We start from the raw sequence: 25,950 nt of genomic DNA on the forward strand, positions 1-25,950 counted from the left end.
GACGTTATACCTTCTCGACTTCCGGCCGCCCGAGGATGCCGGTCGGCTTGAAGATCAACACGAAAGCCAGGATCGCAAAGGTCGCGACGTCCTTATAGGCGATGGTGAAGTATGCCGACCACAGCGACTCGATAAGGCCGATAAGGAGGCCGCCGAAGACGGCGCCGGGTAACGAACCGATACCGCCGAGAACGGCTGCCGTGAAGGCCTTCACACCGGGCGTGAAGCCGTCGTTAAACGAGGCGACGCCATAATACATCAGGTACATCGTGCCGGCGACGGCTGCGAGTGCCGCACCCATAACGAAAGTGATCGAGATCGTCTGGTCGACGTTGACGCCGAGCAGCGCTGCCATCTTGCGATCCTGCTCAGTGGCGCGCTGGGCACGGCCGAGTGCGGTACGATTGACGATGTACCAGAAGATCGTGAGCAGCACTGCCGTGATCACGATGATGATGATCTGTTTCAGCGACACCGAAATGTTGCCGAACTGGTAGACCGAGCTCACCATCGGCGGAATCGGCTTGTTGCGTGGACCCTGCGTCACCTGGATGAAATTGGACAGCGTGATCGACATGCCGATCGCGGTAATCAGCGGCGCCAGGCGGAAGGAACCGCGCAGGGGACGGTATGCGACGCGCTCAATCGTCCAGTTCCACAAGCTCGTCATCAACATCGCGACGACAAGCATCGCCAGCAGCAGAACTGCCACCGGGAGACCTGCGAAGATGGATGTGAGGACGAGGAAGACGATAAGAGCGGCGAAACCACCGAGCATGAAAATGTCGCCATGGGCGAAATTGATCATGCCGATAATGCCGTAAACCATCGTATAGCCAATAGCCACAAGGCCATAGATGGATCCGAGCGTCAGCCCATTTAAGAGCTGCTGGACGAAATACTCCATATGTCGTTTTCCCCTGGATGCGAGCGAAACACGCTGCATCTCTTTTTGGTTCTTCAGTTCTCCGTTTCAGAGAACCTCATAGGCCGAATGCATAGCGGTTTCGTTGGAAATGTGAAGACAAAAAGGATTTACTCCGACAGATTCTTGTCAGAACAGGCCTAACTGGCGCGTTTTGAACCAAAATCCACAGAAAAACGGCAGAGCAGGGCCTATTTTTAGCCAGAAACTGCCACTGGCTTAACCATACGGAGATATCGCCGTCGATTTCCTGCCCCGCTTGCTGCGTAAGCTATTCCACAGAATTGGGAGATGGAGCAAATTCAGACCCCAAGGCAGCCTCTTTGACGAATGCCATTTCACGAACAATGCCCCATCTTCGTCTGACAAGGCCGAAAACTTATGGTAGCATCGTCAAGCTGTGCATTGAGGGATGCAGAGCATGACGGGGAACACCATATAACTTAAGTATCTGGTTGTAATAGGGATGGTTTGCGGACGAGCGACAACGGGGTGCTCGCCGCGTGGCGAACGGCAAAAGGACAATGCTGAGGACATTTGAAAAGGCGGCACTCGAAGCCGGCAGGGCCATCATCACGGTCTTGCGCGAAGGCTTCCCCGTCGCCATGAAGGCGGATGCCAGTCCGGTCACGGTCGCCGACGAGGAGGCTGAACGCATCATCCTCGCTCATCTCGCCAGAGATTATCCCGAAATACCCGTCGTGGCGGAAGAATCGGTCGCCGCCGGAAAAGTGCCCGACATTGCCGGCCGTGGCTTCTTTCTTGTCGACCCTCTCGACGGTACCCGCGAGTTCGTCGACGGACGGCAGGAATTCACCGTCAACATCGCCTATATCGACAACGGCGCCCCGGTGGCGGGCATCGTCTACGCGCCAGCGCTCGGACTTGCCTTCTCGGGAGAACGCGGCCACGCCGAAAGGCTTGTCGTCGCGGACGATTTCACGGTTGGTGCACGCAGCACAATCACTGTGCGCGAACAGCCTGACGACAGGCTGGCGCTTGCAAGCCTTCGCCACAACAGCCCGGAGACCGGAAGCTTCCTCGCCGACCACGCGATCTTCAAATGCACCAATATCGGCTCCTCGCTGAAATTCTGTCTGCTGGCCGAAGGCAAGGCCGACGTCTACCCGCGTTTCACCCGCACGATGGAATGGGACACCGCGGCCGGCGATGCGGTGCTGCGCGCCGCCGGCGGTTCGACGGTGACGCTGGACGGAACGCCGCTGACCTATGGCAAGACGGGAACGGCGGCCGATTTCGACTTCGCCAACCCGAACTTCATCTCCTGGGGCGGCAGGAAACGCGTCCTCGAACCGGCGTGACCATCCTTAGGATCGTTGAATACCGGCAAGCGGCGCGATTCTCTGCATCGTAACCATGAGCTCAGACCTGTCGCGACAATCCGCGACCGGCCTCGGGCATGCGCGCCTCAACTGCGCAAGCGTCCCTCCGTAAAGCGCATCCACGATCCCCTCTCCAGCTGTGGAGTGATTCGCGTTATCGGGCCTCACTGAGCGATTCGGGCCGCAAATTCGTTGCCCTGCATCTTTTCAAGACGCTGCGCGCCATCAATCCTGCCTTGATTTTGTCACATTTCGGCACGGCTTCGATAGTGATCGATATCTTCATCAGAAAAATTTCGCCCCGTGTTCCGTTAAGAAATATGCTTAAGAGACCTGGGTCACGTGTCGAAACGGCACGTCGCCACCCCCCTGTGAAGCCCTGCCAAAGGCCTAGAAACTTTGACAAAATTCCAATTCTTAACGAAATATCATGAGCTTGCCTCAACTTAACGCACATGCGAAAGATTTGCTGCGATGCGATATTTCTCTGGACACCATTACACAATTGTCGCATTTTTCCGTTTTAGTAGGGTTACCAAGACCTGAGTGCAGCCCTGGTGACAGGGTTAACCATTGATCGCCTATTGCCGCCGCGCCCCCCTCGAAGACAACAGAGTACGATCCTTGAGCATCACGGAACTAAACAACAGCATTTCGACAGACTCCTTCCGGCCGAGCCGCCGCCAGCAGCCGAGCCTGAAGATCCAGACCCCTGTTATCCATAGCGATGCGCCGCAGGCGCCGTTGGTGGATCTGGTCCTGAAGCGGGCGTTCGACATTTTTTCGTCGTTGAGCGCCCTCCTCGTCCTCGCCCCGTTCCTTCTGTTCGTCGCCCTGCTGATCAAGCTCGACAGCCCGGGACCGGTGCTCTTCAAGCAGACCCGCTGGGGCAAGAACTGCAAGGCCATCAAGGTCTACAAGTTCCGTTCCATGCGCACCGACCTCTGCGACGTCTCCGGTGTTGCCCAGACGGTGAAGAACGATCCGCGCATAACTCGCATCGGCGCCATCCTGCGCCGCACGAATGTCGATGAGTTGCCGCAGCTGCTGAACGTGTTGCTGGGCCACATGTCGGTCGTCGGCCCGCGTTGCCATGCAATCGGCATGCGCGCCGGCGGCATGCTCTACGAAGAGCTCGTACCGGAATACCATCAGCGCCATGCGATGCGCCCCGGCATGACGGGTCTTGCCCAGATGCGCGGCTTGCGCGGCCCGACCGATCGTCCGGCCAAGGCGCGCGCCCGCATCGCCAGCGATCTCTATTACGTCGGGAATTTTTCGATCGTGATGGACATGCGCATCATTTTCGGAACCGTCGTGTCGGAGCTGACCCGCGGAAAAGGCTTCTAAGCTTTAAGCTTTGTGAGAAGAGACCGGCTGCCTTGTGCATGTCGCCGAAAAGTGTGCAGCGGTTTTGCGAAACCGACATGCATAAAACAAAAACCTAAAGCGCGATGCCACGCGCTTTAGAGCATCCGGCACCGGAATGCTCTGGCGACCGCCTGCATGCGGTTGGCCGAATCGAGTTTGCGCATCGCGCTCTTCAGATAACCTGCCACCGTATGCGACGAGAGATCGAGAACGATCGCGATCTCGTCGCTGCTCTTGCCGGCAGCCGACTACAGCGCCGCGCGTCTTTTTAGACGCGCAAGGACGCTGTAGCACTTTGAATTGCCGCCTGATTCCTTAAGTCGATTCCGATTTAAGGAATCAGGCGGCGTCGCAGGCATTCGATTTCGCGCCGGGTGAGCGTCTCCGACGGACCGTTTCCGGGTTGCCATTGCGCGAAACCTTGTCCAGAAGCTCCATGCAGCCGTAAAGCAGCGCCATCGCCTGCTCCCGCGTGGGCATAGGACAGTCGCCTGAGAAGGCGAAGATGTATTGTTTCAGGTCAGCGTCATGCAAGCGCGAAGGCGAAGGTATTCTTCAGCCCGTGCAGCTGAAAGAGCGTGTTGAGTCTGCGGTTTTCCTGATTGGCGGCGCTGCCCGCAAACGACCCCTCTTTGCAGAAGATCGGCACGATCGTCCGCTTCATCGCGGTCACCAGTCTGCTGCAATAGAAGAGATCGGCGGCCTCGTAAAAGCCGACCAGGCTTAGCGGCCAGTTCCTGATCAGCCGGTTTTCGATGAAAGCCGTACGGTCGCCGCGCGGGAAAACCGAGAGCAGATAAAAATCGAAGCCCGCAAGCTTCGCCACTCCCCGAGCCGTTCCTTGCCGTCGTTAAACGAAGCCCCGGCGCCCACGGCCTTCGAAGGCGAAAATGCAGCATCCTCAGCGCAGTCGTCGACTGCGCGCTCAGGTCTTTCCATCTTCGTATCCTCGTAAGGCCAGCTTCGGCTCGGCCTCGCTGCCGGCGGCGAGAAGCTCGCGCCGGAGCATCAGCAGAGACGGATTTCTGCCCCGCATCCCGAGGACACGAAGCGTCAAAAGCGCAAACTGGACTGATGCAGCGGGAAGAGCGGAGTCGAAGTCTTGCGCTCATTCCTTTGTTGCAGCGCTTAGAAGATCATCCCGGGAAATCAGCTAATCTTTATTCCGCATGGCTCCCATGCAGGCGCTACAAATTGACGTAGCGGCAGGCGGCCGCCCCAAATCCGCGGCCCGAGGGCATCTAAATTTGTTATCAAAGTCTTACGATGGGTTTAGGCAATTTTTAAATGTGGCAGGCTAGAGTGGGGTTCGTGGTCTTGCGTTGTGTAGAGAGTCCAATGACCGAAATGATACGTCCCCGAGTAAAATATGTCATCGGCCCCGATGGCAGCCCCCTGACGATCGCGGATCTTCCGCCGCCCAATACGCGGCGCTGGGTGATTCGCCGGAAGGCAGAGGTTGTCGCGGCTGTTCGCGGTGGCTTGTTGAGCTTGGAAGAGGCCTGCGAGCGTTATACGCTCACGGTCGAAGAATTCCTCTCCTGGCAGTCGTCGATCAACAGCCACGGTCTCGCCGGCCTGCGCACCACGCGCATTCAGCAATATCGTCACTGATCACCCGCCAGCATCGACGACATCTATTTCGGGCCGGACGCATCTCCCATCAGGGAATGAAGAAGGCCCGAAATCATTGACGAGGCCGCATAGCACCAGAGGCCTGGCTGCGTGAAGGCATCCGCCAGCCCCGTCGTCTTCGCCGCCGCAATGACGATCGCGACCAGCAGCACGTCCATCATCGACCACTTGGACAGATGCGGTACGACACGACGATAGAAGAGGCTGCCGGCCCCAACGCCGGTGGCCGTCGCTTCTGCGGCGATCCCGATCATCTTCAGAGACGGGAGCAGGATCGAAACCAGTGCAACGATCGCCGCCAGCAGCCCGTCCCCGCCTTGCCAGAGCGAGACGATGATTTCGATGAGGGACGGCGTCTCGTCGAAGAAATACAGCGTCTCGAAACGGACCAGCGGTAACACGAGACCGAGCGCCAGGAAGAACGGCGCGGCCACGAGAAGCACGGGGCGAATCATCGAAAGCGCCTTCATTGCCCTGAACCTCGTATCGATCCGATATTTTGCATGAACACTCCGTCTCCTGCCTGTACTGCCTCCACGGCTTGGCACGACCGCGCCGCCATGTCACGGTCCGCGACGACACTATCCGTTACGAGGAAAGACAATGGACATTCGAAACGAGGAAGGCGCCTCCGGCGGCCGGTATGCGGCCGAGGTGGACGGGCACGAGGCGGAGATGACCTATTCACGCACATCGCCGAAGCTCGTCATCATCGATCACACGGCCGTTCCCGATGCGTTGCGCGGCAAGGGTGTCGGCCAGGCATTGGCGCTCCACGCCGTGGAAGCAGCCCGCACCGGCGGGTGGAAGATCATCCCGCTTTGCCCCTTCTTCAAGGCGCAGGCGCAACGCCATCCGGAATGGAAGGATGTCGTGAACTAGCGCATCTGCCCGAAAATCGAAATCGGTTGTCAGAAAGCACGATGCGCGGATTGAAAGAGTTGGAGCGTCCTTTGCGCGTCCGAAAGGACGCACGGCGCTCTAATGCGCGTCGCTCAAAGACAGGCTGCAGGTTTGGGGCGGCGCATAAAAAGTCATGACTCGCGTCGCGTGAATCACGCTCGATGTGACCCGCTTTGGAGGTAGCTTCTTCAATCGCCTTCGGCGTGACAGCCTCGATTTCGGCGAGAGCTGCACCGAGGCGCTCGCCGAGAGGCGAAAACACCAAAAGCCATGTATGACGGACAGCGCGCCCGTCATACATGGCTTCTCAGCGGCGATCCCAGGCGCCGAAACCGGCGCCCACCGTTTTTCTCTTACGCCCTTGCTCGGGCGCCGCTGTCACGCTCTTCCAGCGCCGTCGCCCTTGCATATTCCGCCTGCATCTCCTCGAGCGCCATTTCCAGCGTCTCTTCCTGCATCTTCAATTCTTTGATCGAAACCTGCAGGTTATCGGCCCGCTGACGCGCGGCCTTGGCGAAGGTCGGATAAGCAAAGTGATTCGGGTCGGAAATACCGGACTTCTTTTCCTCGACGACGATCTGGCTCTCCAGATCCTTCGTCATCCGTTCGAATTCAGACATCATCATTTGCAATTGCTGCAACTGACGTCGTTTTTCGTTCACCTGAAATTCCTTCAGGCGAACGAGACTTTCTCGCGACTTCATACGCATTACTCCCGTGATGCGAGACCCCGGCTCAACTTGAAACCGCCCTGCGCGCCGCTTTGACACGGTTTGCTAAAAAATTTCCTGCGATATTAACAAATACCTACCGCTGGTAACCTTTCGTTTACGGGCATCGTTAATGATAGGCCCTATGATTTAAGGGTCGGTAAATGCCACGGCATGAAGTTCGAACCTTTTCATTGGCGAGTCGGATGAATCACTTAGCGCTGTTTCCTAATGTTAAAGTTGAGGAACGCCTTTTTGAGATTCCTATTGGAAAACAGAGAAATGGAAAAATTATTTAATAAATTCGATACTCCTTGCCAGAGTGAATTAGAATTTGTTAACCATTTCGTGGCAGCTTCCAAATCACGTAGCGTGTTCGGTATCGTGTAGGGGGCCAGACCACCTTTCGGCGGCGGTAAAGGGGATAATTATGCGGGTACTTCTAATCGAGGATGACAGCGCGACGGCGCAGAGCATCGAGTTGATGCTGAAATCAGAGAGTTTTAATGTTTATACCACCGATCTCGGTGAAGAAGGCGTCGATCTGGGCAAGCTGTATGATTATGACATCATCCTTCTCGATCTGAACCTGCCCGACATGTCCGGATATGAAGTGCTTCGCACTCTCCGGTTGTCCAAGGTCAAGACGCCGATCCTCATCCTGTCGGGCATGGCCGGCATCGAAGACAAGGTTCGTGGCCTCGGCTTCGGCGCCGACGACTACATGACCAAGCCGTTCCACAAGGACGAGCTCGTCGCTCGCATCCACGCCATCGTCCGCCGCTCCAAGGGCCATGCCCAGTCGGTCATCATGACCGGCGAGTTGATCGTCAACCTCGACGCCAAGACTGTCGAAGTCGGCGGCCAGCGCGTCCACCTGACGGGCAAGGAATATCAGATGCTGGAGCTGCTTTCGCTCCGCAAGGGCACCACCCTCACCAAGGAAATGTTCCTGAACCACCTTTACGGCGGCATGGACGAGCCGGAACTGAAGATCATCGACGTCTTCATCTGCAAGCTCCGCAAGAAGCTCGCCAACGCTGCCGGCGGCGCCAACTATATCGAGACCGTCTGGGGCCGTGGTTACGTTCTTCGCGAACCGGATGGGGCCGAATACGCAGAAACCGCCTGATTTTTTCCGATCCCCCTTATCGGATAAACGAAGATCCCGCCTTTCCGGCGGGATTTTTCGTTTCTGCCCTGGGCAAATAAGAAGCCACCCTGACGGAAGATTTCAGGCTGGATAGGCCTGATCCTCCGTGTCTCGTTTAAGAAAAAATAGGACGTGGCGACGGCCGAACGCACTTGCACTTTCGGCATGATGCTCGAGGGACAACCGATATGAGCGGAAGATCTGCGTCAGGCGGCGATCGCGCGGTTTCCGAAAACCGCGGTCAGGATCTTGCGATCGAACGGCTTCAGCAGGAAGTCGGTCGCACCGGCCCGTTTGCCCGCCATCAGCTTCTTCAGATCCGCCTCGACGACGCAGTAATAGATCTTGACCTCTTTGCCGCCGTCCATTGCGCGGATGGCGGCGATGAGATCGAGGGCGCCTTCCATGCCGGAATCGACGATCAGATATTCCGGCAGCTCCGCCTGGCAGCGCTGCAGCGCCTCGCCGGCATTGGAGGCTTCGCTGACGAGAAAATCGAGTTCGGAGAGAATGCGCTTGCCGACCTTGCGGACGATGTCCGAATTATCGGTGATCATGAACCTTTGCATGGCCGCTCCTTTGCCCCCGCATTCGTCGCAGCAAGAGGCCTCTTACAACCCTGGAGAATAGGTCCATCAGGCTAACGAATCGTTACCGGACGGGCGCCGACACGCGTCCGCGCTCCGAAATCAGGCCACCGCGGCCACTGCCGTGAACACCAGCTCGTCTGCGCTGGCGCTGTGATCGAGCGTCATTCCGCACTCTTGCGCCAGAAGTACTGTGTAATAGGGCTGGATCGAATGGGCGTCGATCGCCTCCTCGATGGTGCCGGTCGATATCTCGACGAATTTCGGCGGCAAGCGCATCAGTTTGCCTTTGGCCGTGAGCTTGAACCTGGCATCGAATTCGGGATTTTCGAGCGTTACCTCGAGTACACCGCCGCGCGGAATGGCAGAATAGGCAACGAGGAAGAGGTTGAGCAGCAGTTTGACACGATTCTTGGCGACGATGGCGCGCGGTCCGTTCCAGATCACCTCGGTCTTCTTCTCGGCGACGGCAAAATCCTTGGCAGCGCGTTCGGCCTCGCCCGTGTCGATCGAGGCGCCGACGGAGCCCGACGCACCAAAGGCGAGGCGTGCGAATTTCAGGCGGACGGACGCGTTGAGGGCGCTGGTGCGGATCAGGTCCATCGCATCGGAATCGGCGCCGCCCTCGTCCAGCAGTTCCAGCCCGTTATTGATCGCGCCGACGGGCGAGATGACATCGTGGCAAACGCGGCTGCAAAGAAGCGCGGCCAGATCCGGGCCGGACAGGGTGAGATTGGGGTTCTTGGACATCATCGTCTCCTGAGGGGCGGCAATTTCATTGCGCCCGGAATATACTTCATCAAAATTGCGCGAAGTTTGCGATCGTACTCGATGCCATAATGACACCATATTTGGTAAACCGATTGTTAAGATCATCGGCGCAAAATGCACCAATCGCCGCGAGCGGTTGCCCGCTCCTAGCCAAACGACGAACGGATGACACAATGCGCCCTCGATTTCCGCACCGATTCATCGGCTTCTGCAGGTTGCTTTCGGCCCTCGTCTTCTCCTCGCTGATGGTTGCCGCACCGGCCGCTGCCCAGGACAACGGCCAGTACACGATGCAGGAAATCGTTGACGCCGGCCACTCCTTCTTCGGTTCCGCCAGCGGCGGACTTGCCAAGGTCGTCGAGAGTGCCTTCCAGAAATACGGCCTGCCGAACGGCTATATCCTCGGACAAGAAGGCGGCGGCGCCTTCATCGCCGGCCTTACCTATGGCGAAGGCCAGCTGAACACCAAGAACGCTGGCGAACATAATCTCTACTGGCAGGGACCCTCGCTCGGCCTCGATTACGGCGGCCAGGGCTCGCGCGTGATGATGCTGGTCTACGACCTGCCCTCCATCAACGGCATCTATGCCCGCTTCGGCGGCGTCAGCGGCTCGGCCTATGTCATCGCCGGCTTCGGCATGACGCTGCTCAAGAGCAACGATGTGCTGGTCGTGCCGATCCGCACCGGCGTCGGTGCCCGCCTCGGCGTCAACGTCGGCTATCTCAAGATCACCCAGGCGCCGACCTGGAACCCCTTCTGAGGCCGCAAAGCCGCCGGAATCTGCCGCCGTCCCCACCGGCGGCCTTGCCATGGGCGTCATGCCTGCTTAATCATCGCGGCTGACCCGTATCAACCTTCTTACCGATGGCCGCGCCGTGATCGAATATGCTCTTTTGTTCGGATTGGGCTTCCTGACCGCGGCCTTCCTCGTCTTTCTGGTCTCGCCGGCCGTTCACCGCCGTATTGTCTGGTATACAGAGAACCGGCTGAAAGCGACGATGCCGCTGAGCCCACAAGAGGTTCGCGCCCAGAAAGACATGGTGCGCGCGCTTTATGCCGCCGAAAATGCCCGCACCACCCAGGACCTTCTGCGTGAGCGCGAGAAATCCCTGTCGTTCCAGCTTCGCCACGACGCCCTCGCCGTCGACGCCGGCAGGCTTGCCGCCGAGATCGGCGATTTGCAGGCGCAGATCGGCGAGATGCATGTCGAAGCAGCCGACCAGCGCTCGCATCTGCGCAAGGACGAGAACTATATCAGCCAGTTGAAGACCAACCTGCATATTGCCGAGCAGTCCGCTGCCAACAAGGAAAGCGAACTGGCGACGATGCGGACGCGCCTGAGCAAGCTCGGTGAACAGGCCGATGGGCTGAGGATCGACCTGGCCGCGCGCGAGACCGAGGCGGAGAGCCTGAAATTCCGTGTCAACGCGCTGCGCGACGAACGCGACACGCTGCGCCAGGACGTCAGCCTGCTGCAGAAGCGCGCCAAGGATGCCGAACAGAAACTGACGCAGCAGCAGCATATGGTAATCCGTCTGGAGGATAAGGCCGCGCGCGAGAGCGCTTCCGCCACCGAAAAGGAAACCCTGGTCGCGCGCCGCCAGCAGGAGATCACCAAGTTGAAGGAGCAGTTGAAGGCCGCCAACGCCGAAATCCGCAAGGTCAACCGGGTGCTGCGCGACGCCGGCCTTGCCGGGATGGTGGCGGACCTGCCGGCGGAAATGCCGGCCGAAGACACGGTCGCATCCGCGCTCGACACCGCCGTCGTCACGTCTGAGATCGGCGAAGATGTCCGCACGCGCAGTGCCGCCCTTGCCGAGCGGCTGGAAAAGGCAAAGGCCTCAACCGGGCGCGATGGCGCGATCCGCGAGGAGATCGCCTCGATCGCCGCCAATATGGTGGCGCTGACCGCACTTAAGGAAGGTCCCTCCTCACCGATCCGCACACTGCTGTTGGATGCTGCGGAAAGGAATCCGAACGATCGCGTCAGCCTTGCCGACAGGGCGGCCGCGATCATCGCCGATCCCCCGCGCTGACGCCTTAGCGCGGCGCGCCATCATTTTTGAATTGGCGCAGAACCCTGAAAATCGATTTCGATTTGAGAAGGCATGCGTTAGATCCGGCCCATCGCCGAGGCCATGGAAAACAGTGCGATCCCCGTTGCCGTCGCGGCGTTGAGGCTGTCGAGTTCCTCCGACTGCGGAATGCGCGCGCTCTGGAACCGCGCAAGCAGCGCCTCCGGCAACCCCTCGCCTTCGGTGCCGACGACGAGCGCCATACGCGTCGAGGCCGGAATGGCGCGGATATCGGTCTTGCCGTGCGGCGAAAGCGTCCAGATGGCAAAGCCCCGTTCGGCAAGCGCCAGAAGCACATCCAGCGCCTTGCCGCCGCGACGGTGCGCAACGCCCAGCACCGAACCGACCGAGACACGCAGCGCCTTGCGGTAGAGTGGATCACAGGAGGTTTCGTCGAGCAGCACCGCATCGGCCCGGAAGGCAGCCGCATTGCGAAACATCGAGCCGGCATTGTCGTGATTGGAAATGCCACAACCGACGAGCACCAGCGCCTGCTCCGGCAGCGCGTCAAGAAGGGCAGCTTCCCCGCGATCCTCCCGCCGGCCGAGCGCGAGAACGCCGCGATGCAGATGGAAACCGACGACGCCGTCGAGCACATCAGCCCCGGCGACATAGACCGGCACATCGGCCGGAAACCGCTCCAGGATGGGCCGGAGGCCCTCGACGCGGTTGCGCAGCAGCAGGATCTTTTCGGCGAAAAAGCCGCGGCCGGCCGCATGCGCCTCGGCGAGCATGCGCAGCACGACGGTGCCTTCGGCGATGAAGCGGTTCTCTCGGCCGGTCAGGTCGCGCTCGCGAATATCGCGGAATTCGGCGACGCGCGGATCGTCGGCGCTGTCGATGTCGATCGGAACGGCGGCCATGCCGGCCTCAATTGCCCGCGACGGTGACGTCGGCGACGGTGCGGCCGGTCCTGAGATCGTAGACCAGAGCCTTGCTCTTGCCCTCGACCGTTTCGCCGTAGAAAAGGATCTGCCCGGCCGAAAACGATGTGGACTGCACCTTGAAGCCAAGCGGCAGGGAAACGGTTGCCGCAAGCGGCGCATCCGAAGGCACGCCGGAGGCGGCAACAGTGGACGCCGTCTCCTTCGGCTCGCTGTGCATCGCCTTGTAGACAACCGCGCCGAAGACCGCCATAAGGCTCACGAACATGATGGCGCCGGAAACGATCTGCAGGCGGACCATCTTGCGCCGGACACTTTCCATCGCCGGATCAAGGGGCTTCTCTTCCTGGTCGTCTGGCTCGATTGCTGTCATCTGTGCGTCCCGTTCTAAAAAATACGTCGGAGAAGAAGCGTCTTGAGCGACCCCTTTAAACAAGCCGCCGGCAATAGAAAAGTCCTGACCGCCGATGAAAGCGCCGAAGGCCGGCTCGACGCCTGGCTGACGGCGCAGGTCGGTGAGGAATTTTCGCGCAGCCGCATCAAGACGCTGATCAAAGATGGCCAGGTTTTTCTGCGCGGCCAGCCCGTCACCGACCCGCAACGCAAGGTGCGCACCGGCGATAGTTTCGAGATCACGCTGCCCGAGCCGGAAGACCCGACGCCGCAGGGCGAGGACATCCCGCTTGATATCCTCCATGAGGACGACGACGTCATCGTCATTTCCAAGCCTTCCGGCCTCGTCGTCCATCCCGGCCCCGGCAACTGGACGGGGACGCTGGTCAACGCGCTGATCCACCATTGCAGCGATACGCTCTCCGGCATCGGCGGTGTGCGCCGCCCCGGCATCGTCCACCGTCTCGACAAGGACACGACAGGCGTCATGGTCGTCGCCAAGAACGACATTGCCCATCGCCACCTCTCGCTGCAATTTGCCGACCATGGCCGCACCATGCCGCTGGAGCGGGCCTACCAGGCAGTCGTCTGGGGCCGACCCCGCACGCTGTCGGGCACAGTCGACGCGCCGCTTGGCCGCGCCACCGGCGACCGCACGCGCCGCGCCGTCAAACGCCCCGACAGTCGGGACGCCGACGAGGCGATCACGCATTACCAGGTGATCGAGCGCTTCCATGAGAAGCCGGACGCGACCGCGTTCGCCTCGCTGGTCGAGTGCCGCCTCGAAACCGGCCGCACCCACCAGATTCGTGTCCACATGGCCCATATCGGCCATCCGCTGCTCGGCGATACGGTTTACGGCGCCGGCTTCAAGACCAAGGCCAATCTTCTGCCCGAAGAGATCCGCAAGGTTGTCAACGGTTTCGGCCGCCAGGCGCTGCATGCCTTCATGCTGCAATTCGAGCATCCCCGCACCGGCGGAATCATGCATTTCGAGGTGCCGCTGCCGGATGATATGGTCGAATTGGTCGAGGCGCTGCGGCGATAAAGGCGGCTCTGAATGCCGGCCTTCCAACTCACAGCTGCGTGAGCGGCACCTTGAACCGCCGTTTCGCCACACTTATCTGTATATTGACTTAGTGCGGGCTCGGAGAGAGCCGCACGTCCCGGTTTGCCTTTTTAACGCGAGGACGCGTTTCCATCGGGAACCGGAATTCACTTTAGGAGGGTGCACTATGGCCCGAAATACCTTGCCGTCCATCACCGCCGGTGAAGCCGGTCTCAATCGTTACCTCGACGAAATCCGCAAGTTCCCGATGCTGGAGCCGCAGCAGGAATACATGCTCGCCAAGCGTTATGCCGAGCATGGTGACCGGGACGCCGCCCACAAGCTCGTCACCAGCCATCTTCGCCTCGTCGCGAAGATCGCGATGGGTTATCGCGGCTACGGCCTGCCGATCGGCGAAGTCGTCTCCGAGGGCAATGTCGGCCTGATGCAGGCCGTCAAGAAATTCGATGCCGAGCGCGGCTTCCGCCTCGCCACCTATGCCATGTGGTGGATCAAGGCCTCGATCCAGGAATATATCCTGCGCTCGTGGTCGCTGGTGAAGATGGGCACGACCGCCAACCAGAAGCGCCTGTTCTTCAACCTGCGCCGGCTGAAGGGCCGCATCCAGGCAATCGATGACGGCGACCTGAAGCCGGAGCACGTCTCGGAAATTGCCACCAAGCTGAACGTCTCGGAGGAGGAGGTCATTTCGATGAACCGCCGCCTCTCCGGCGACGCCTCGCTGAACGCACCGATCAAGGCAGCCGAAGGTGACAGCGGCCAATGGCAGGATTGGCTGGTGGACGACCATGACAGCCAGGAAGACGTGCTGATCGAACAGGATGAGCTCGACACCCGCCGGCGCATGCTGGCGAAAGCGATGAGCGTGCTGAACGAGCGCGAACGCCGCATCTTCGAGGCTCGCCGTCTCGCCGAGGATCCAGTGACCCTGGAAGACCTTTCGACCGAATTCGACATCAGCCGCGAACGCGTGCGCCAGATCGAGGTCCGCGCCTTCGAAAAGGTGCAGGACGCGGTCCGCAAGGAAGCCCTGGAACGCGCCAAGGCCGTCCGCGTCGTCGAAGCCACGGCATAAGCCTGCCGCGCGATACAATTGAAGAAGGCGGGTCCCTTGCGGCCCGCCTTTTCATTTTCATTCACTTTTGTACCGCAGTCTCAGCGCCACCCCAAAGGTCCGGAATTCTGGCGTTGCTGAAGAAACCCTCACTGGCTCGTCGACACATCCCCGAGCGCGGTCCATTCCTTGATCGCGGTATTGAAGGCGTCCGTTCCCGTACCGCCTTTTTCCATCGTCAGCAGCGCGCGGCGGCCGTTGCGGTAGGTGATCGGAATATCGATCCAGTTGCGGGTCGACATCAGGTCGAGATTGGCCTTGCGCGCATCAGGGTAATCGTTGAGCGCGATCATATGGAAATCGTCGGTGATCTTGGCCGGAACCGCGATCAGCGCGTCGCCGCGGTCCTGCTCCGTGCGCTTCATCGAGATGCGCTGGACGCTGTCGATGCTGCCGCCTTCGAAATTCGGCGGCACCGAGAATACGATCTCCACGAGATGGCTTGCCGGCAGTGACGGATCGGAATTGCGCTTGAAGGTGACGAGAGCCGAAAGATTGCGTTCGGGAACGGTGACGTTGCCCTGTACCGTCGCCTCCTGCCGGCCGTCCTGACCGGCCTCGTGCTGCACGCTCCAGACGACCGATCCCTCGATCGCCGTCGGCGAACTCTGGCCGATACGCTCCTCATAGAGGAACATCTTTTCCGACGAACCGACGGGTGGGGTCTGCTGCGGCGATGACACCGGGCCGTTTGGCGTCGGCGTTTCGGCGGGTGCCACATCGCCCTGCGCGCTGGCAGGCGGCGTATCTGCTGCCGCGACATTCTGTTCGGCGACCGATTTTCCTTCCGCAGTCGGTGTTCCCGGCACAGTCGCCGGTCCACTGTCGACCTCGGTCCCATCGGTCAGCAGCCGTTGGGTGAATTTCGAATTGGCCGCAGCGCCGTCATTGTTCATTGACGCTACCTGCGGGTTCGGCTGAGCCGGCGTCGCTGGGGTATTCTGCGCTCCTGGTGTGGTTGGCTGGGCTGGCGTCACCGCGCCCGGCTGGGCAGGCGTCGCCGAGCTAGCCGGCGGTGTTGCCGCCTCGTTCTTGGTCGCCTGCGACGGTGCCGAGCTGACGAGCCCGTCGACCATCGCCACTAGCGCCTCTCTGTTCATCCAGCCGGCATAGGCGCCGCCACCAATCAGGATGAGTGCGAAGATGAGCGTGATCACGGTACCGATGCCGAAGCGGCGACGCTTCGGCTCCATACGGAAACTCTTGCCCTGCAGCTTGGAGGCAACGATCTGATCGATATCCATCGACGGATTGGCGTCATCGTCATCAGCGGCGACCGAGCCGCGGCGGTCGTAGCCGCGCAGCGCCTTCGCCTCGCGCCAGTCCTCGCTCGGCGCGCCGCTAGCAGCCGCGGGCTTGCCGTTGTGCACTTCCGCGAAGATGTCGACATCGTCGAAATGAGAGGCAACCGGCGCCTTCTTATTGCTGCCGGCCTCGATCGGCGGCAGATCGTCGAAGGCGGCTGTCTCCCAGGAGAAACTTTCCTTGGCGGCCGGCATGACGGCCGCGGGGGCCGCATTTTCGAGGCTTGATATCACCTCTTCGAAGGCGCGCGCCGAGGCATCCGCGGTGACCGGCGCCGCCTGCGAATATTGCCTGAGTTCCTCTTCCGCCCATTCGGTCTCCGCATCCTTGGGCGGCGGAGCCGGCGTTTGGGCAACGGGCTCGGCCCAGACCGGGTCGAAATGCGCCGCAGCATCGGCCTGCAACGGCTCCTCGCGGCTGTGCTCGACGAATTCCTGCTGACGATCGAAATCGGCGACCGGCTCCACCAGCCGGTTGGATGCATGGTCTATGCCGCGGGTGGTCGGCGGCAACGGCTCGACGGGCTCGTAAGCCTCCTCGGCCTCCGGCTCCTCGTTGTCCACCGCCACCGGCTCGGCCGCGATCTCGTCAGCTTCCAGGGGATGCTGCTCGTCGGCACGGTCTTCGTCGGCTTGCTCGCTGCGATGCGCGGCAGGCGGCTCCCGGCCGTCATGTTCGGCCGACACGTCTTCGGCAGCGACGTCGCGCGCCTCGCTAGCATGCCATTCCTCGGCTGGCGCTTCCTCTTCATGCGAGGGATGCCAATATGTCTCGGCGGGACCGGATGTCTCCGGCGAAACCGCTGTCTCGGCGGCAACAGGGATTACGGCGGGAACAGGTTCTTCCGCGGAAAGGGGCTCCTCGGCAGCGACCTCTTCCTCAGCGTCCTCTGGCGCGGCGGCTTCCACGTGATCGGGCTCGTCGGCGACCTCGGCCGCCTGCGGTTCCGCATAGGCTTCGTCAACCGGCTCCTCGACAGCAGTCTCCGGCGCAGGCGCCGGTTCGCTTTCGTCGTGAAGAGTTTGCTCTTCCGCGGATTCCAGCGCGGCGACGGCGGCGACCGGCTCATCGAGCGGCAGCGCCTCGGAGTGTTCGCCTTCCACCTCGCGGATGGCGGCCTCGAGCTTTTCGAGCTGGCGTTGCAGCATGGCTTCCGGCGGACGCGGCTTCATATTCTCGAGCTGCCGCTGCACTGCGCCGCGGGCACGTTCGTAGACTTTCACCCGCATCTCGGGGGTATTTTCAGCCAAGCCGTCAACGGCCCGCCGAATGACTGCAATAAAATCCGCCATCAGTACTTTCTCAAGAAGTCCGGTACCCTACCGAACCATCCTCCACAGTGACCCGTGAGCTTAATCCTCAAACGGATCGGTCACAAGTATCGTATCATCCCGCTCCGGGCTGGTGGACAAGAGCGCGACAGGCGCCCCGATCAGCTCTTCGACCTGGCGAACATATTTGATCGCCTGTGCCGGCAGATCCGCCCAACTGCGGGCGCCGACGGTCGATTCCTTCCAGCCTTCCAGCGTGATGTAGATCGGTTCGACCCTAGCTTGCGCTCCCTGGCTTGCCGGAAGATGATCAATCTGTTCGCCGTCGAGCATATAGCCGACGCAGATCTTCAATTCCTCGAGACCGTCGAGCACGTCGAGCTTGGTGAGCGCGATGCCCGTGATGCCATTGGTGGCAATCGATTGGCGCACGAGAGCAGCGTCGAACCAGCCGCAGCGCCGCTTGCGTCCGGTCACCACGCCGAACTCATGACCTTTTTCGCCAAGGAACTCACCGATCGCGTCCTTCAGCTCGGTCGGGAACGGGCCTTCGCCGACGCGTGTCGTATAGGCCTTGGTGATGCCGAGGATATAGCCGAGCGAGCCAGGTCCCATGCCTGAACCGGCCGCGGCCTGACCGGCCACCGTGTTCGAGGAGGTGACGAAGGGATAGGTGCCGTGATCGATGTCGAGCAGGCTGCCCTGCGCGCCTTCGAAGAGGATGCGGGAGCCCTTGCGACGCTCCTTGTCGAGGAAAAGCCAGACCGTATCACGGAAAGGCAGTACCCGATCGGCGATCGAGGTCAGTTCGTCCATGATCGCCTGGTGGCTGACTTCGGCGACACCGAGGCCGCGGCGAAGCGCGTTGTGATGCGTCAGAATACGGTCGACCTTGCCGGAAAGACTATCGAGATCGGCAAGATCCATGACGCGGATGGCGCGACGGCCGACCTTGTCTTCATAGGCCGGGCCGATGCCGCGGCGCGTCGTGCCGATCTTGGTGCCGCTGTTCGATGCGGCATCCTCGCGCATCGCGTCGAGCTCGCGGTGCAGCGACAGGATGAGCGTCGCATTGTCGGCGATACGCAGATTTTCGGGCGTGATCGTCACACCCTGACCGGCGAGCTTTTCGATCTCGGCGATCAGCGCATGCGGATCGACGACGACGCCGTTGCCGATCACCGCCATCTTGCCGGGACGCACGACGCCGGACGGCAGCAGCGAGAGCTTGTAGCTGGTGCCGTCGATGACGAGCGTGTGGCCGGCATTGTGTCCGCCCTGAAAGCGCACGACAATATCTGCACGCTCCGAAAGCCAGTCGACAATCTTGCCCTTGCCTTCGTCACCCCATTGCGAACCGACCACGACTACGTTCGTCATCCAACTCTTCCTGTTACCGGCGCGGAACCGCGCACCTGCTCAAACCCGCGCATCTATAAAGCTTTGTTTTTTGGAAAGCGACCCTGTTGTCACAGTAGATTGGGCTTTTTACGTGACAAATCAGCAGCCGACAGGCTATTTCCCCTCACAAAACGCCGCACGGCGATCGCGGAAAGACGGGAAGAACGCTCTTGCAAGCCACGGCCTATATCTGCCTCGTTATCGCCACCCTTTGCTGGGGCGGCAACTCCGTCGCCGGCAAACTCGCGCTCGGGCATATCAGCCCGATGATGCTGACCTTCCTGCGCTGGTTCCTCGCCGTGGCGGTGATCGCTGTGATTTCAGTACCGCAATTGCGGAAGGACTGGCCGGTGGTCAGGAAGAACCTGCCGCTGCTCCTCTTCTACGGCGTCATCGGCTACACCCTTTTCAACGCCATGCTTTACTCGGCCGTGCAATATACAACGGCGATCAACGTCGCCATTGAGCAGGCCGGCATCCCGATGCTGATCTTCCTGCTGAATTTCATGTTCTTCCGCACCGGCATCTCGCTGGCGCAATGTCTCGGCTTCGGCATGACGCTGATCGGCGTCGCTTTGACCGCCGCGCATGGTGACCTCTCAACGCTGCTGCAACTAGGCCTCAACCGCGGCGACGGGCTGATGCTGATCGCCATTGCCGCCTATTCGGTCTACACGATCTTCCTGCGCTGGAAGCCGCCGCTCGACTGGCGCACGCTGATGGCGGTCCCGGCGCTCGGCGCGATGCTGACCTCGCTGCCGCTGCTCCTCTGGGAGGTCGGCCGCGGCGCTGCGCAGTGGCCGGACCAGGCCGGCTGGGTCATCACTCTCTATACGGCGATCTTCCCCTCGCTGGTCGCGCAGATCCTCTATATCAAGGGCGTCGTCGCAATCGGCGCCAACCGGGCCGGCCTCTTCATCAATCTCGTGCCGGTGTTCGGAACGCTGCTCTCCGTCGCCCTGATCGGGGAGAGGCTGCAGTCCTTCCATGTGATCGCGCTGGTGCTCACCTTGGGCGGCATCGCGATCGCCGAAAAGGGCCGTCCGAAAGCGTCGGCACAGACCGTGCCCGCCTCACCCATGGATTAGAGCCTAACCGAGTTCCAACGTTGTCACGCCGAAGACGTGCTTCAGCGGGATGGCCGGCGCCGGCCCGCGATACATGCGCGTCGTCTCGAACACCGGTTGAAGGCCGAGGCCTTCGGCAAGCGCGACTGCCTCGTGGTTCGCCGTGGGAATATCGATGAAGACCGCGGCCCCCTTCGCCTCCGGGATCAATTCGGCAAGCAACGCCGCGGCGCTATCGGCATCATTGGCAAAGAGCGGGCCGATCTTGTAGCCCTCGTAGCAGCGGCGGATCGTGCCGTAGCCGCGGATCTTACCGCTCTTGCGCACCACCGCCGAACGGCGGCCCTTACGGCCGGTGCACCAGGAGGTGAGGAAGGCATCCCGCGGCTGCGGAAAGATCGCCGAATCATAGCGCTGCAGGCCTTCGAGACGTGAATCCAGTACCGACTGCGCGACAAGCGTCGAGACTGGCAGGGAGCTGGCGACCCCGCCGTAGCGAATGGTGGAATAGGCGGGTTCGAAGCCGGCCTTGCGGTAGTTGTCCTGCTGTGCGGCGACACCGTCGAGACCGATCGTGCGGTCTCCCGCGCTGGCGATGCCCGCCTCCCAGATCGCCTTGCCGTAACCCTTGCCGCGGAAATCGGGATGGACGATGTAGAGGCCCAGGAAGGCGAAACTCTCGCCATATTTGACGACCGAGATCGAACCGACGGGGACTTCACCGATCGAGCCGACGAAAAATCCTGACGGATCGGCCTCGAGGAACGCAAGCGAATCGTCAAGGCCCGGGTTCCAGCCCTCCTGACGCGCCCATTCGAGCACGAGTTCCAGTTCGCCGGGCCGCATCGAACGAACGGCAAATTCCGAATTCATGCGACTTTCCTAGATTGAATGTCCCGCAAGTCCATCCCGGCAAAGGCAAAGCAATTGTCAGGTCCCAGTTCCCCGATTGCACCTGCGAATGATGGAGAGCCGCGCTCATGGACTTGACGACGCGTATAATCATTTTTCGATGCAATGCAGAAATCTTCGTTTCCGAATTACCATGAAACAATGCCGTTGCAAGCTCAAGAAAATTACTTGTGCGCCAATTATCTTCCTGCCGATGCAAATAAAACGCCGCGCCGAAAAGATATCGCCTGCCAAGTTGAAAGGCGAGGAAAGCATTTCGGCCGAAATCTCCTCCGCGACGCGGCAAAGGCGCCGTTGAAACCGGCGGCGACCACGGTCGCCCGCGAACGGATCACCGACCGTTCAGCCGCCCATTGCGGTCTTCTGCTTTTCGATCCCGCTCGCCATCGATGAGAAAAGACGGTCTGTATCTGCCACCGGTGCGGGATAACCGAACGCATAACCCTGCAGACCGTCGCAGCCGAGCTGCGCCAGCACGACGGCATGCGCCTCGGTCTCGATGCCCTCGGCGATCACCTCGACATCAAGCGCCTTGGCGATTTCCACGATCGAACCCACCACGCGCCGCTGCTCGGCCGAGCTGACGACCTCGGTGACGAGCTGCCGGTCGATCTTCAGCCTCTTCGGCCGCAGCTTGACGAGACCGATGAGCGAGGCATGGCCCGATCCGAAGTCGTCGATCTCGATGTCGATGCCCATCTGTTTGATATCGCCGATATGATCGAGCAGTTTTTCGTCGCTGTCGTCGAGGAAAATCGTCTCAACCAGTTCGAAGACGATCACGCCAGGCGGGATGTCGAGTTTCCTCAGCTTGTCGAGCAACGCCGGATCGGCAAGCCGCGAGGCGGAAATATTGACAGCGATGCGCGGAACCGCAAGGCCGCGCAACAGCCAGAATAGCCGGTCTTCGAGAGCGCTTTTGAGGATCGCCGCGTCGATCTCCGCCGCAAGTCCGTGCTCGTCTGCGATCTTCAGGAATACCCCTGGGGCAAGCACGCCCTTCTCGGGATGTTTCCAGCGCGCCAACGCCTCGAAGCCGATGACTTCCCGTGTCCGGGCGTCGAGCTGCACCTGATAATAGGGAAGGATCTCGCCGCGCTCCAGCCCGAGCTTCAGCTCTTCGGCGAGGCGACGCTTGGAGCGCAGATCCTCCTGCAATTGCCGCGTGAAAAATTCGACGCGGTTCCGTCCGAGCTTCTTGGCCTGGTAGAGCGCCAGGTCGGATTCGGCCAGCAGGTTGCGCGCCCGCCGATCGCCGCTCCAGGAAACGCCGATCGAGGCGCCGGATTGCAGCATCTCCTGGCCGAAACGGACTTTCTTCCGCAGCCGTCGCTGGACATCCTCGGTGATCAGCCTCAGCTCAGTGAGATCGGTAAAATTGACCAGCACGATGACGAATTCATCGCCGCCGACGCGGGCGACCATGCCATTTGCAGGAATGGCAGCGGTGATGCGAAGGGCTGCTGCCCTGAGCACTGCGTCGCCTGCCGCATGACCGTGGCTGTCGTTGATCTGCTTGAACTGGTCGAGGTCGAGATGCAGCACCGCGAGCGTCGTGATGCTCTTGTCGGCCGGCAGCTCCGCCAGCCGCTTGTCGAGAAGGCGCCGGTTCGGCAAGCCGGTGAGATAGTCGTGATCGGCGACATGCTCGATGCGGGCATTGCTTTCCTCAAGCGCCAGCGCCCTCGCCTCGGCCACCACCTTCTGCCGCGCCAGTTCCGCGTTGAGCATTACGTCGGCAGTCACATCCCATTCGGCGCCAATGAAGGAGGGCAGACCTTCCGCATCGACATAGAAATGCGCGCGCGAACGCAAATGACGGATTTCGCCGCTCGGCAGCACGATACGGAATTGTGAGTTATAGGCGCCGCGCGTCGCGATTGCCTGCTCGAAGTCGCTTTCGGCCCGCTCACGATCATCGGGATGGATGGCATTCGACCAAAGCGAAGCCGGCACAAGACGATACGTCTCGCCGGTCTCATAGAGACGATGCATTTGCGCATCCCACAAGATCCCGTCCTGCTCGATGCTATGCTCCCAGACACCAATCTGGGATGCATCGAGAGCGAGTTCGAGCCGACGCAGAAGATCCTGAAACTCTCGTTCGGATCGTGTGGCTTTGTTCTCTGGCAACGCGGTCCCAGCCTTAGAAGCTTGTATAACGGCAATATGGTCTCAAGCCGGCATTAATGAAGCCTTGTCCTAGTGACCGAACTAGTGACTAGGTGAACTGTTCGTTACGACTTCCCCTTTTGGATCAAAGGGCTCGCAGTCTTTAGCAACTCAAGTTCAATGATTGTGCCGCGGCGGGTTTTTCGCAATCCGACGAAATTCCGTCGCCCCCTCCAGCACCGCGCCGTCCGACAATTGCGTCACCGAGCGGCGATAGATCTGCTGCCACGGCGTCGCATCCGCCGGCACCGGCGGGATGCCGTCGCTCTTGCGCCGTTCGATCTCTGCGTCATCGACCAGCATGTCGCAACGCCCGTGGTTGAAGTCGATGCGGATGATATCCCCGCTACGAAGCCAGGCGAGGCCGCCGCCGGCGGCACTTTCCGGTGAGGCGTTGAGGATCGAGGGACTGTCGGCCGTGCCCGATTGGCGGCCGTCACCGATCGTCGGCAGGCTGCGGATGCCGCGCTTCAGGAGATGATCCGGCGGCTGCATATTGACGACCTCAGCCGAACCAGGCCAGCCGATCGGCCCGGCGCCCCGGATAACGAGGATGGTGTTTTCGTCGATGCCGAGTGCGGGATCGTTGATGCGCTTGTGATAGTCCTCGGAACCGTCGAAAACCACCGCTTTGCCCTTGAAGACGCCCTCGTGCCCGGGTTCTTCAAGGTATCGCCGGCGGAAATCCTCCGAGACCACACTCATCTTCATGATCGCGAAATCGAAGAGATTGCCTTTGAGCACGAGGAAGCCCGCCCGCTCCTTCAGCGGCTCAGCGAACGGCTTGATGACCTCGCGGTCGCGCGCTTCCTTGCCCTGTAGGTTCTCGGCTATCGTCCTGCCCGTCACCGTACGACAGTTGCCATCGAGCTTTCCGGCCTGCAGCAGTTCCCACATGATCGCCGGCGTACCGCCGGCGCGATGGAAGCGCTCGCCGAGATAGGCGCCGGCCGGCTGGACATTGGCCAGCAGCGGGATATCGAAACCATGCACCTGCCAGTCGTCGGGATGGAGTTCGACGCCGGCGTGCTTCGCCATCGCGGCCAGATGCGGCTGCGCGTTGGTCGAGCCGCCGATCGCCGAATTGGTGCGGATCGCATTCAGGAAAGCCTCGCGCGTCAGGATATCCGACGGCTTCAGATCCTCGAACACGATTTCGACGGCGCGCCGCCCGGTACGGTAGGCCATCTGGCCGCGTTCGCGGTAAGCGGCCGGAATGGCGCCGCAGCCGGTCAACGAAAGGCCGAGCGCCTCGGCCAGCGCATTCATCGTTGAGGCTGTACCCATCGTATTGCAGTGACCGACGGAAGGCGCAGAATCGAGCGCCGCCTGAAGAAACTCTTCCCGATCGATCTCGCCTGCCGCATATTTCCGCCGCATCCGCCAGATCACCGTGCCGGAGCCCGCCAGCTCTCCCTCATGCCAGCCGTCAAGCATCGGCCCACCGGAGAGCACGATCGCCGGAATATCGACCGTCGAAGCAGCCATGATCGCCGAAGGCGTGGTCTTGTCGCAGCCGGTGGTCAGCACGACACCGTCGAGCGGATAACCGTAGAGGATTTCGACGAGGCCGAGATAGGCTAGATTGCGGTCCAGTGCGGCGGTCGGGCGCTTGCAGTTCTCGAAGATCGGATGCGTCGGAAACTCGATCGGAATGCCGCCGGCATCGCGAATGCCGTCGCGCACGCGCTTGGCAAGCTCGACATGCACCCTGTTGCAGGGCGTGAGATCGCTGCCGCTCTGGGCAATCCCGATGACCGGCTTGCCGGAGCGCAGCTCTTCCGGCGTGATGCCGTAATTCATGAAGCGCTCGAGATAGAGCGCTGCCATGTCGATATGATCGGGATTGTCAAACCAGTCCTGCGAACGCAGGCGCCGTTTCGGCGAATGGCTGTCCGTCACTTCTCTCCTCCCGGCCGGGCATTCTTCTCTTCGAGATGGAGGAGCAGGGCGCTGTGATCCTTTTCGCCATTGCCATTGGCGACGAATTCGCTGAATTCGGCGTGCACCGCCGCCGTCAGCGGCAGCGTCAGCGACAGGGTCTTGGCCGCCTCCATGGCGGCGTTCAGATCCTTCAGCTGATTGCTGGACGAACCGCCTGGAGTAAACTGCCGTTCGACCATGCGCTTGCCGTGCAGCTCCAGGATACGGCTCTCGGCAAAGCCGCCGCGAATGGCGTCTCGGAAGGCCGCCGGCGAGCCGCCGCCCGCTTCGATCAGCATCATCGCTTCGGCGACGGCGCCGATCGTCACCGCGACGATCTGCTGGTTGGCGAGCTTGGCAAGCTGGCCTGCCCCGCTTGGACCGACGCGGGTCACCCGCCCCATCGGGGCAAAGACATCCGCAAGCCGGTCGATCACGCCTTCGTCGCCGCCCGCCATAATCGCCAGCGTACCGGCCTCCGCCCCGACGACGCCGCCCGATACCGGCGCATCGACGTGATCGACGCTGCGGTCGGCAAGCCTCGCCGAATGATCGCGGGCAAAATGCGGGGCAATCGAACTCATGTCGATGACGGTAACGCCAGGCGTCATCGCATCGGCCGCTCCGCGGTCGAACAATACGTCCTTCACCGCCTCGGCGTTGGTCAACATGGTGATGACGACATCGGCGCCTGCAACGGCATCCGCCGGTGTTTCCGCGCGAACCGCGCCATCTCCCGCTAGCGCCTCGGCCTTGCCGGGATCGCGATTCCAGACGGTGACTGCAAAACCCGCGCCGAGCAGCCGGCGAGCCATCGGCGCTCCCATCAGGCCGGTGCCGAGAAAGGCGATCCGCCTGCCCTCATCACCTTTTCTCGAACCTGTCATTCAGTCCTCCCAACTGTTGTCCGTCTTTGATAGTCCCCTCGCCCACCGATGCAAACCGTTTTGGCGGACGTAACGCAT

26 protein-coding genes are annotated in these 25,950 nt (G+C 61.1%); 10 read left to right on the forward strand and 16 right to left on the reverse strand.

Translation table 11 applies throughout. From position 1 onward, the window contains the following. Positions 1-4: 4 nt before the first annotated feature. Positions 5-907, reverse strand: coding sequence for a branched-chain amino acid ABC transporter permease (locus tag AB8B31_RS16730; RefSeq protein ID WP_017965841.1), 903 nt, complete (start codon positions 905-907; stop codon positions 5-7). A gap of 542 nt (positions 908-1,449) precedes the next feature. Here AB8B31_RS16730 and cysQ point away from each other — a divergent pair. Together cysQ and AB8B31_RS16740 are read left to right on the forward strand one after the other, a co-directional pair. Continuing rightward, positions 1,450-2,247, forward strand: coding sequence for a 3'(2'),5'-bisphosphate nucleotidase CysQ (cysQ, locus tag AB8B31_RS16735; RefSeq protein ID WP_018243307.1), 798 nt, complete (start codon positions 1,450-1,452; stop codon positions 2,245-2,247). 645 nt (positions 2,248-2,892) lie between these two features. Next, entirely contained in the window at positions 2,893-3,618 is a 726-nt protein-coding gene (locus AB8B31_RS16740; RefSeq protein WP_018243308.1) for a sugar transferase, read from the forward strand. 116 nt (positions 3,619-3,734) lie between these two features. On the opposite strand, the gene AB8B31_RS16745 is transcribed toward AB8B31_RS16740, so the two are convergent. The 3 genes from AB8B31_RS16745 to AB8B31_RS16755 all read right to left on the reverse strand — a co-directional run bounded on the left by AB8B31_RS16745 (position 3,735) and on the right by AB8B31_RS16755 (position 4,465). Next, entirely contained in the window at positions 3,735-3,827 is a 93-nt protein-coding gene (locus AB8B31_RS16745) for a hypothetical protein (RefSeq protein ID WP_370090421.1), read from the reverse strand. A gap of 151 nt (positions 3,828-3,978) precedes the next feature. After that, entirely contained in the window at positions 3,979-4,119 is a 141-nt protein-coding gene (locus AB8B31_RS16750; protein WP_245268239.1) for a hypothetical protein, read from the reverse strand. 46 nt (positions 4,120-4,165) lie between these two features. Continuing rightward, complete coding sequence (locus AB8B31_RS16755; protein ID WP_245268240.1) at positions 4,166-4,465, reverse strand: hypothetical protein; 300 nt, start codon at positions 4,463-4,465, stop codon at positions 4,166-4,168. A 512-nt stretch (positions 4,466-4,977) separates the two neighbouring features. Here AB8B31_RS16755 and sciP point away from each other — a divergent pair. Further along, positions 4,978-5,253, forward strand: coding sequence for a CtrA inhibitor SciP (gene sciP / locus AB8B31_RS16760; RefSeq protein WP_007533628.1), 276 nt, complete (start codon positions 4,978-4,980; stop codon positions 5,251-5,253). Positions 5,254-5,276: 23 nt separating this feature from the next. Here sciP and AB8B31_RS16765 read toward each other — a convergent pair whose 3' ends face one another. Next, complete coding sequence (locus AB8B31_RS16765; RefSeq protein WP_026188504.1) at positions 5,277-5,822, reverse strand: paraquat-inducible protein A; 546 nt, start codon at positions 5,820-5,822, stop codon at positions 5,277-5,279. Between the two features lie 55 nt (positions 5,823-5,877). On the opposite strand from AB8B31_RS16765, the gene AB8B31_RS16770 reads away from it, so the two are divergent. Next, the gene (locus AB8B31_RS16770) at positions 5,878-6,156 is read left to right on the forward strand and encodes a GNAT family N-acetyltransferase (RefSeq protein WP_018243310.1); all 279 of its coding nucleotides are present in this window, start codon (positions 5,878-5,880) and stop codon (positions 6,154-6,156) included. 374 nt (positions 6,157-6,530) lie between these two features. Here AB8B31_RS16770 and AB8B31_RS16775 read toward each other — a convergent pair whose 3' ends face one another. Further along, positions 6,531-6,881, reverse strand: a complete 351-nt coding sequence (locus AB8B31_RS16775; protein ID WP_026188505.1) for a hypothetical protein — start codon at positions 6,879-6,881, stop codon at positions 6,531-6,533. A gap of 436 nt (positions 6,882-7,317) precedes the next feature. Here AB8B31_RS16775 and ctrA point away from each other — a divergent pair, with 436 nt between their 5' ends. Then, complete coding sequence (gene ctrA, locus AB8B31_RS16780) at positions 7,318-8,019, forward strand: response regulator transcription factor CtrA (protein ID WP_003542362.1); 702 nt, start codon at positions 7,318-7,320, stop codon at positions 8,017-8,019. A 227-nt stretch (positions 8,020-8,246) separates the two neighbouring features. Here ctrA and AB8B31_RS16785 read toward each other — a convergent pair whose 3' ends face one another. Together AB8B31_RS16785 and chpT are read right to left on the reverse strand one after the other, a co-directional pair. Continuing rightward, complete coding sequence (locus tag AB8B31_RS16785) at positions 8,247-8,609, reverse strand: response regulator (RefSeq protein WP_010069020.1); 363 nt, start codon at positions 8,607-8,609, stop codon at positions 8,247-8,249. A gap of 120 nt (positions 8,610-8,729) precedes the next feature. Next, the gene (gene chpT / locus AB8B31_RS16790; protein WP_018446891.1) at positions 8,730-9,377 is read right to left on the reverse strand and encodes a histidine phosphotransferase ChpT; all 648 of its coding nucleotides are present in this window, start codon (positions 9,375-9,377) and stop codon (positions 8,730-8,732) included. Positions 9,378-9,571: 194 nt separating this feature from the next. On the opposite strand from chpT, the gene AB8B31_RS16795 reads away from it, so the two are divergent. After that, complete coding sequence (locus AB8B31_RS16795) at positions 9,572-10,159, forward strand: DUF1134 domain-containing protein (RefSeq protein ID WP_018243313.1); 588 nt, start codon at positions 9,572-9,574, stop codon at positions 10,157-10,159. A gap of 115 nt (positions 10,160-10,274) precedes the next feature. Beyond that, positions 10,275-11,435, forward strand: coding sequence for a hypothetical protein (locus tag AB8B31_RS16800; protein WP_018243314.1), 1,161 nt, complete (start codon positions 10,275-10,277; stop codon positions 11,433-11,435). A gap of 77 nt (positions 11,436-11,512) precedes the next feature. Here the strand turns inward: AB8B31_RS16800 and AB8B31_RS16805 are convergent, their stop codons facing one another. Both AB8B31_RS16805 and AB8B31_RS16810 read right to left on the reverse strand, forming a co-directional pair. Continuing rightward, positions 11,513-12,337 carry a TrmH family RNA methyltransferase gene (locus tag AB8B31_RS16805; protein ID WP_018243315.1) on the reverse strand — a complete coding sequence of 275 codons (825 nt, stop codon included), beginning with the start codon at positions 12,335-12,337 and terminating at the stop codon, positions 11,513-11,515. A gap of 7 nt (positions 12,338-12,344) precedes the next feature. Next, positions 12,345-12,731, reverse strand: a complete 387-nt coding sequence (locus AB8B31_RS16810) for a hypothetical protein (RefSeq protein ID WP_018243316.1) — start codon at positions 12,729-12,731, stop codon at positions 12,345-12,347. Positions 12,732-12,773: 42 nt separating this feature from the next. Here AB8B31_RS16810 and AB8B31_RS16815 point away from each other — a divergent pair, with 42 nt between their 5' ends. Beyond that, the gene (locus tag AB8B31_RS16815) at positions 12,774-13,799 is read left to right on the forward strand and encodes an RluA family pseudouridine synthase (RefSeq protein ID WP_018243317.1); all 1,026 of its coding nucleotides are present in this window, start codon (positions 12,774-12,776) and stop codon (positions 13,797-13,799) included. A gap of 187 nt (positions 13,800-13,986) precedes the next feature. Further along, positions 13,987-14,895: an RNA polymerase sigma factor RpoH gene (gene rpoH, locus AB8B31_RS16820; protein WP_018243318.1), complete on the forward strand. Its 909-nt coding sequence runs from the start codon at positions 13,987-13,989 to the stop codon at positions 14,893-14,895. Positions 14,896-15,023: 128 nt separating this feature from the next. On the opposite strand, the gene AB8B31_RS16825 is transcribed toward rpoH, so the two are convergent. Beyond that, entirely contained in the window at positions 15,024-17,531 is a 2,508-nt protein-coding gene (locus AB8B31_RS16825) for a hypothetical protein (RefSeq protein WP_018243319.1), read from the reverse strand. Positions 17,532-17,591: 60 nt separating this feature from the next. After that, the gene (locus AB8B31_RS16830; RefSeq protein ID WP_018243320.1) at positions 17,592-18,890 is read right to left on the reverse strand and encodes an adenylosuccinate synthase; all 1,299 of its coding nucleotides are present in this window, start codon (positions 18,888-18,890) and stop codon (positions 17,592-17,594) included. A 191-nt stretch (positions 18,891-19,081) separates the two neighbouring features. Here AB8B31_RS16830 and AB8B31_RS16835 point away from each other — a divergent pair, with 191 nt between their 5' ends. Continuing rightward, a complete protein-coding gene (locus tag AB8B31_RS16835) occupies positions 19,082-19,999 on the forward strand; it encodes a DMT family transporter (protein WP_018243321.1) in 918 nt (305 codons plus the stop codon). Positions 20,000-20,002: 3 nt separating this feature from the next. Here AB8B31_RS16835 and AB8B31_RS16840 read toward each other — a convergent pair whose 3' ends face one another. From AB8B31_RS16840 to AB8B31_RS16855, 4 genes are all read right to left on the reverse strand, one after another. Continuing rightward, complete coding sequence (locus AB8B31_RS16840; protein ID WP_018517019.1) at positions 20,003-20,851, reverse strand: GNAT family N-acetyltransferase; 849 nt, start codon at positions 20,849-20,851, stop codon at positions 20,003-20,005. Positions 20,852-21,232: 381 nt separating this feature from the next. Continuing rightward, positions 21,233-23,050 carry a putative bifunctional diguanylate cyclase/phosphodiesterase gene (locus tag AB8B31_RS16845; RefSeq protein ID WP_131646723.1) on the reverse strand — a complete coding sequence of 606 codons (1,818 nt, stop codon included), beginning with the start codon at positions 23,048-23,050 and terminating at the stop codon, positions 21,233-21,235. A gap of 129 nt (positions 23,051-23,179) precedes the next feature. Further along, positions 23,180-24,964, reverse strand: a complete 1,785-nt coding sequence (locus AB8B31_RS16850; protein ID WP_018243325.1) for an IlvD/Edd family dehydratase — start codon at positions 24,962-24,964, stop codon at positions 23,180-23,182. After that, positions 24,961-25,872 (reverse strand): NAD(P)-dependent oxidoreductase, encoded by a 912-nt coding sequence (locus tag AB8B31_RS16855; RefSeq protein WP_018243326.1) that lies wholly within the window; start codon positions 25,870-25,872, stop codon positions 24,961-24,963. Before AB8B31_RS16855 ends, AB8B31_RS16850 begins: the two co-directional genes overlap by 4 nt. Between the last annotated feature and the right edge of the window lie 78 nt (positions 25,873-25,950).

Origin of the sequence: Rhizobium sp. 62_C5_N11_2 (assembly GCF_051811185.1) — a bacterium.
Lineage (GTDB): Bacteria > Pseudomonadota > Alphaproteobacteria > Rhizobiales > Rhizobiaceae > Rhizobium > Rhizobium leguminosarum.

Excerpts from the sequence above, each read along its gene's own strand:
- AB8B31_RS16730 (WP_017965841.1), bottom strand. The coding sequence starts at position 907 with ATGGAGTATTTCGTCCAGCAGCTCTTAAATGGGCTGACGCTCGGATCC.
- cysQ (WP_018243307.1), top strand. The coding sequence starts at position 1,450 with ATGCTGAGGACATTTGAAAAGGCGGCACTCGAAGCCGGCAGGGCCATC.
- AB8B31_RS16750 (WP_245268239.1), bottom strand. The coding sequence starts at position 4,119 with ATGCCCACGCGGGAGCAGGCGATGGCGCTGCTTTACGGCTGCATGGAG.
- sciP (WP_007533628.1), top strand. The coding sequence starts at position 4,978 with ATGACCGAAATGATACGTCCCCGAGTAAAATATGTCATCGGCCCCGAT.
- AB8B31_RS16770 (WP_018243310.1), top strand. The coding sequence starts at position 5,878 with ATGGACATTCGAAACGAGGAAGGCGCCTCCGGCGGCCGGTATGCGGCC.
- AB8B31_RS16775 (WP_026188505.1), bottom strand. The coding sequence starts at position 6,881 with ATGAAGTCGCGAGAAAGTCTCGTTCGCCTGAAGGAATTTCAGGTGAAC.
- ctrA (WP_003542362.1), top strand. The coding sequence starts at position 7,318 with ATGCGGGTACTTCTAATCGAGGATGACAGCGCGACGGCGCAGAGCATC.
- AB8B31_RS16785 (WP_010069020.1), bottom strand. The coding sequence starts at position 8,609 with ATGCAAAGGTTCATGATCACCGATAATTCGGACATCGTCCGCAAGGTC.
- chpT (WP_018446891.1), bottom strand. The coding sequence starts at position 9,377 with ATGTCCAAGAACCCCAATCTCACCCTGTCCGGCCCGGATCTGGCCGCG.
- AB8B31_RS16795 (WP_018243313.1), top strand. The coding sequence starts at position 9,572 with ATGCGCCCTCGATTTCCGCACCGATTCATCGGCTTCTGCAGGTTGCTT.
- AB8B31_RS16805 (WP_018243315.1), bottom strand. The coding sequence starts at position 12,337 with ATGGCCGCCGTTCCGATCGACATCGACAGCGCCGACGATCCGCGCGTC.
- AB8B31_RS16810 (WP_018243316.1), bottom strand. The coding sequence starts at position 12,731 with ATGACAGCAATCGAGCCAGACGACCAGGAAGAGAAGCCCCTTGATCCG.
- rpoH (WP_018243318.1), top strand. The coding sequence starts at position 13,987 with ATGGCCCGAAATACCTTGCCGTCCATCACCGCCGGTGAAGCCGGTCTC.
- AB8B31_RS16825 (WP_018243319.1), bottom strand. The coding sequence starts at position 17,531 with ATGGCGGATTTTATTGCAGTCATTCGGCGGGCCGTTGACGGCTTGGCT.
- AB8B31_RS16830 (WP_018243320.1), bottom strand. The coding sequence starts at position 18,890 with ATGACGAACGTAGTCGTGGTCGGTTCGCAATGGGGTGACGAAGGCAAG.
- AB8B31_RS16840 (WP_018517019.1), bottom strand. The coding sequence starts at position 20,851 with ATGAATTCGGAATTTGCCGTTCGTTCGATGCGGCCCGGCGAACTGGAA.
- AB8B31_RS16855 (WP_018243326.1), bottom strand. The coding sequence starts at position 25,872 with ATGACAGGTTCGAGAAAAGGTGATGAGGGCAGGCGGATCGCCTTTCTC.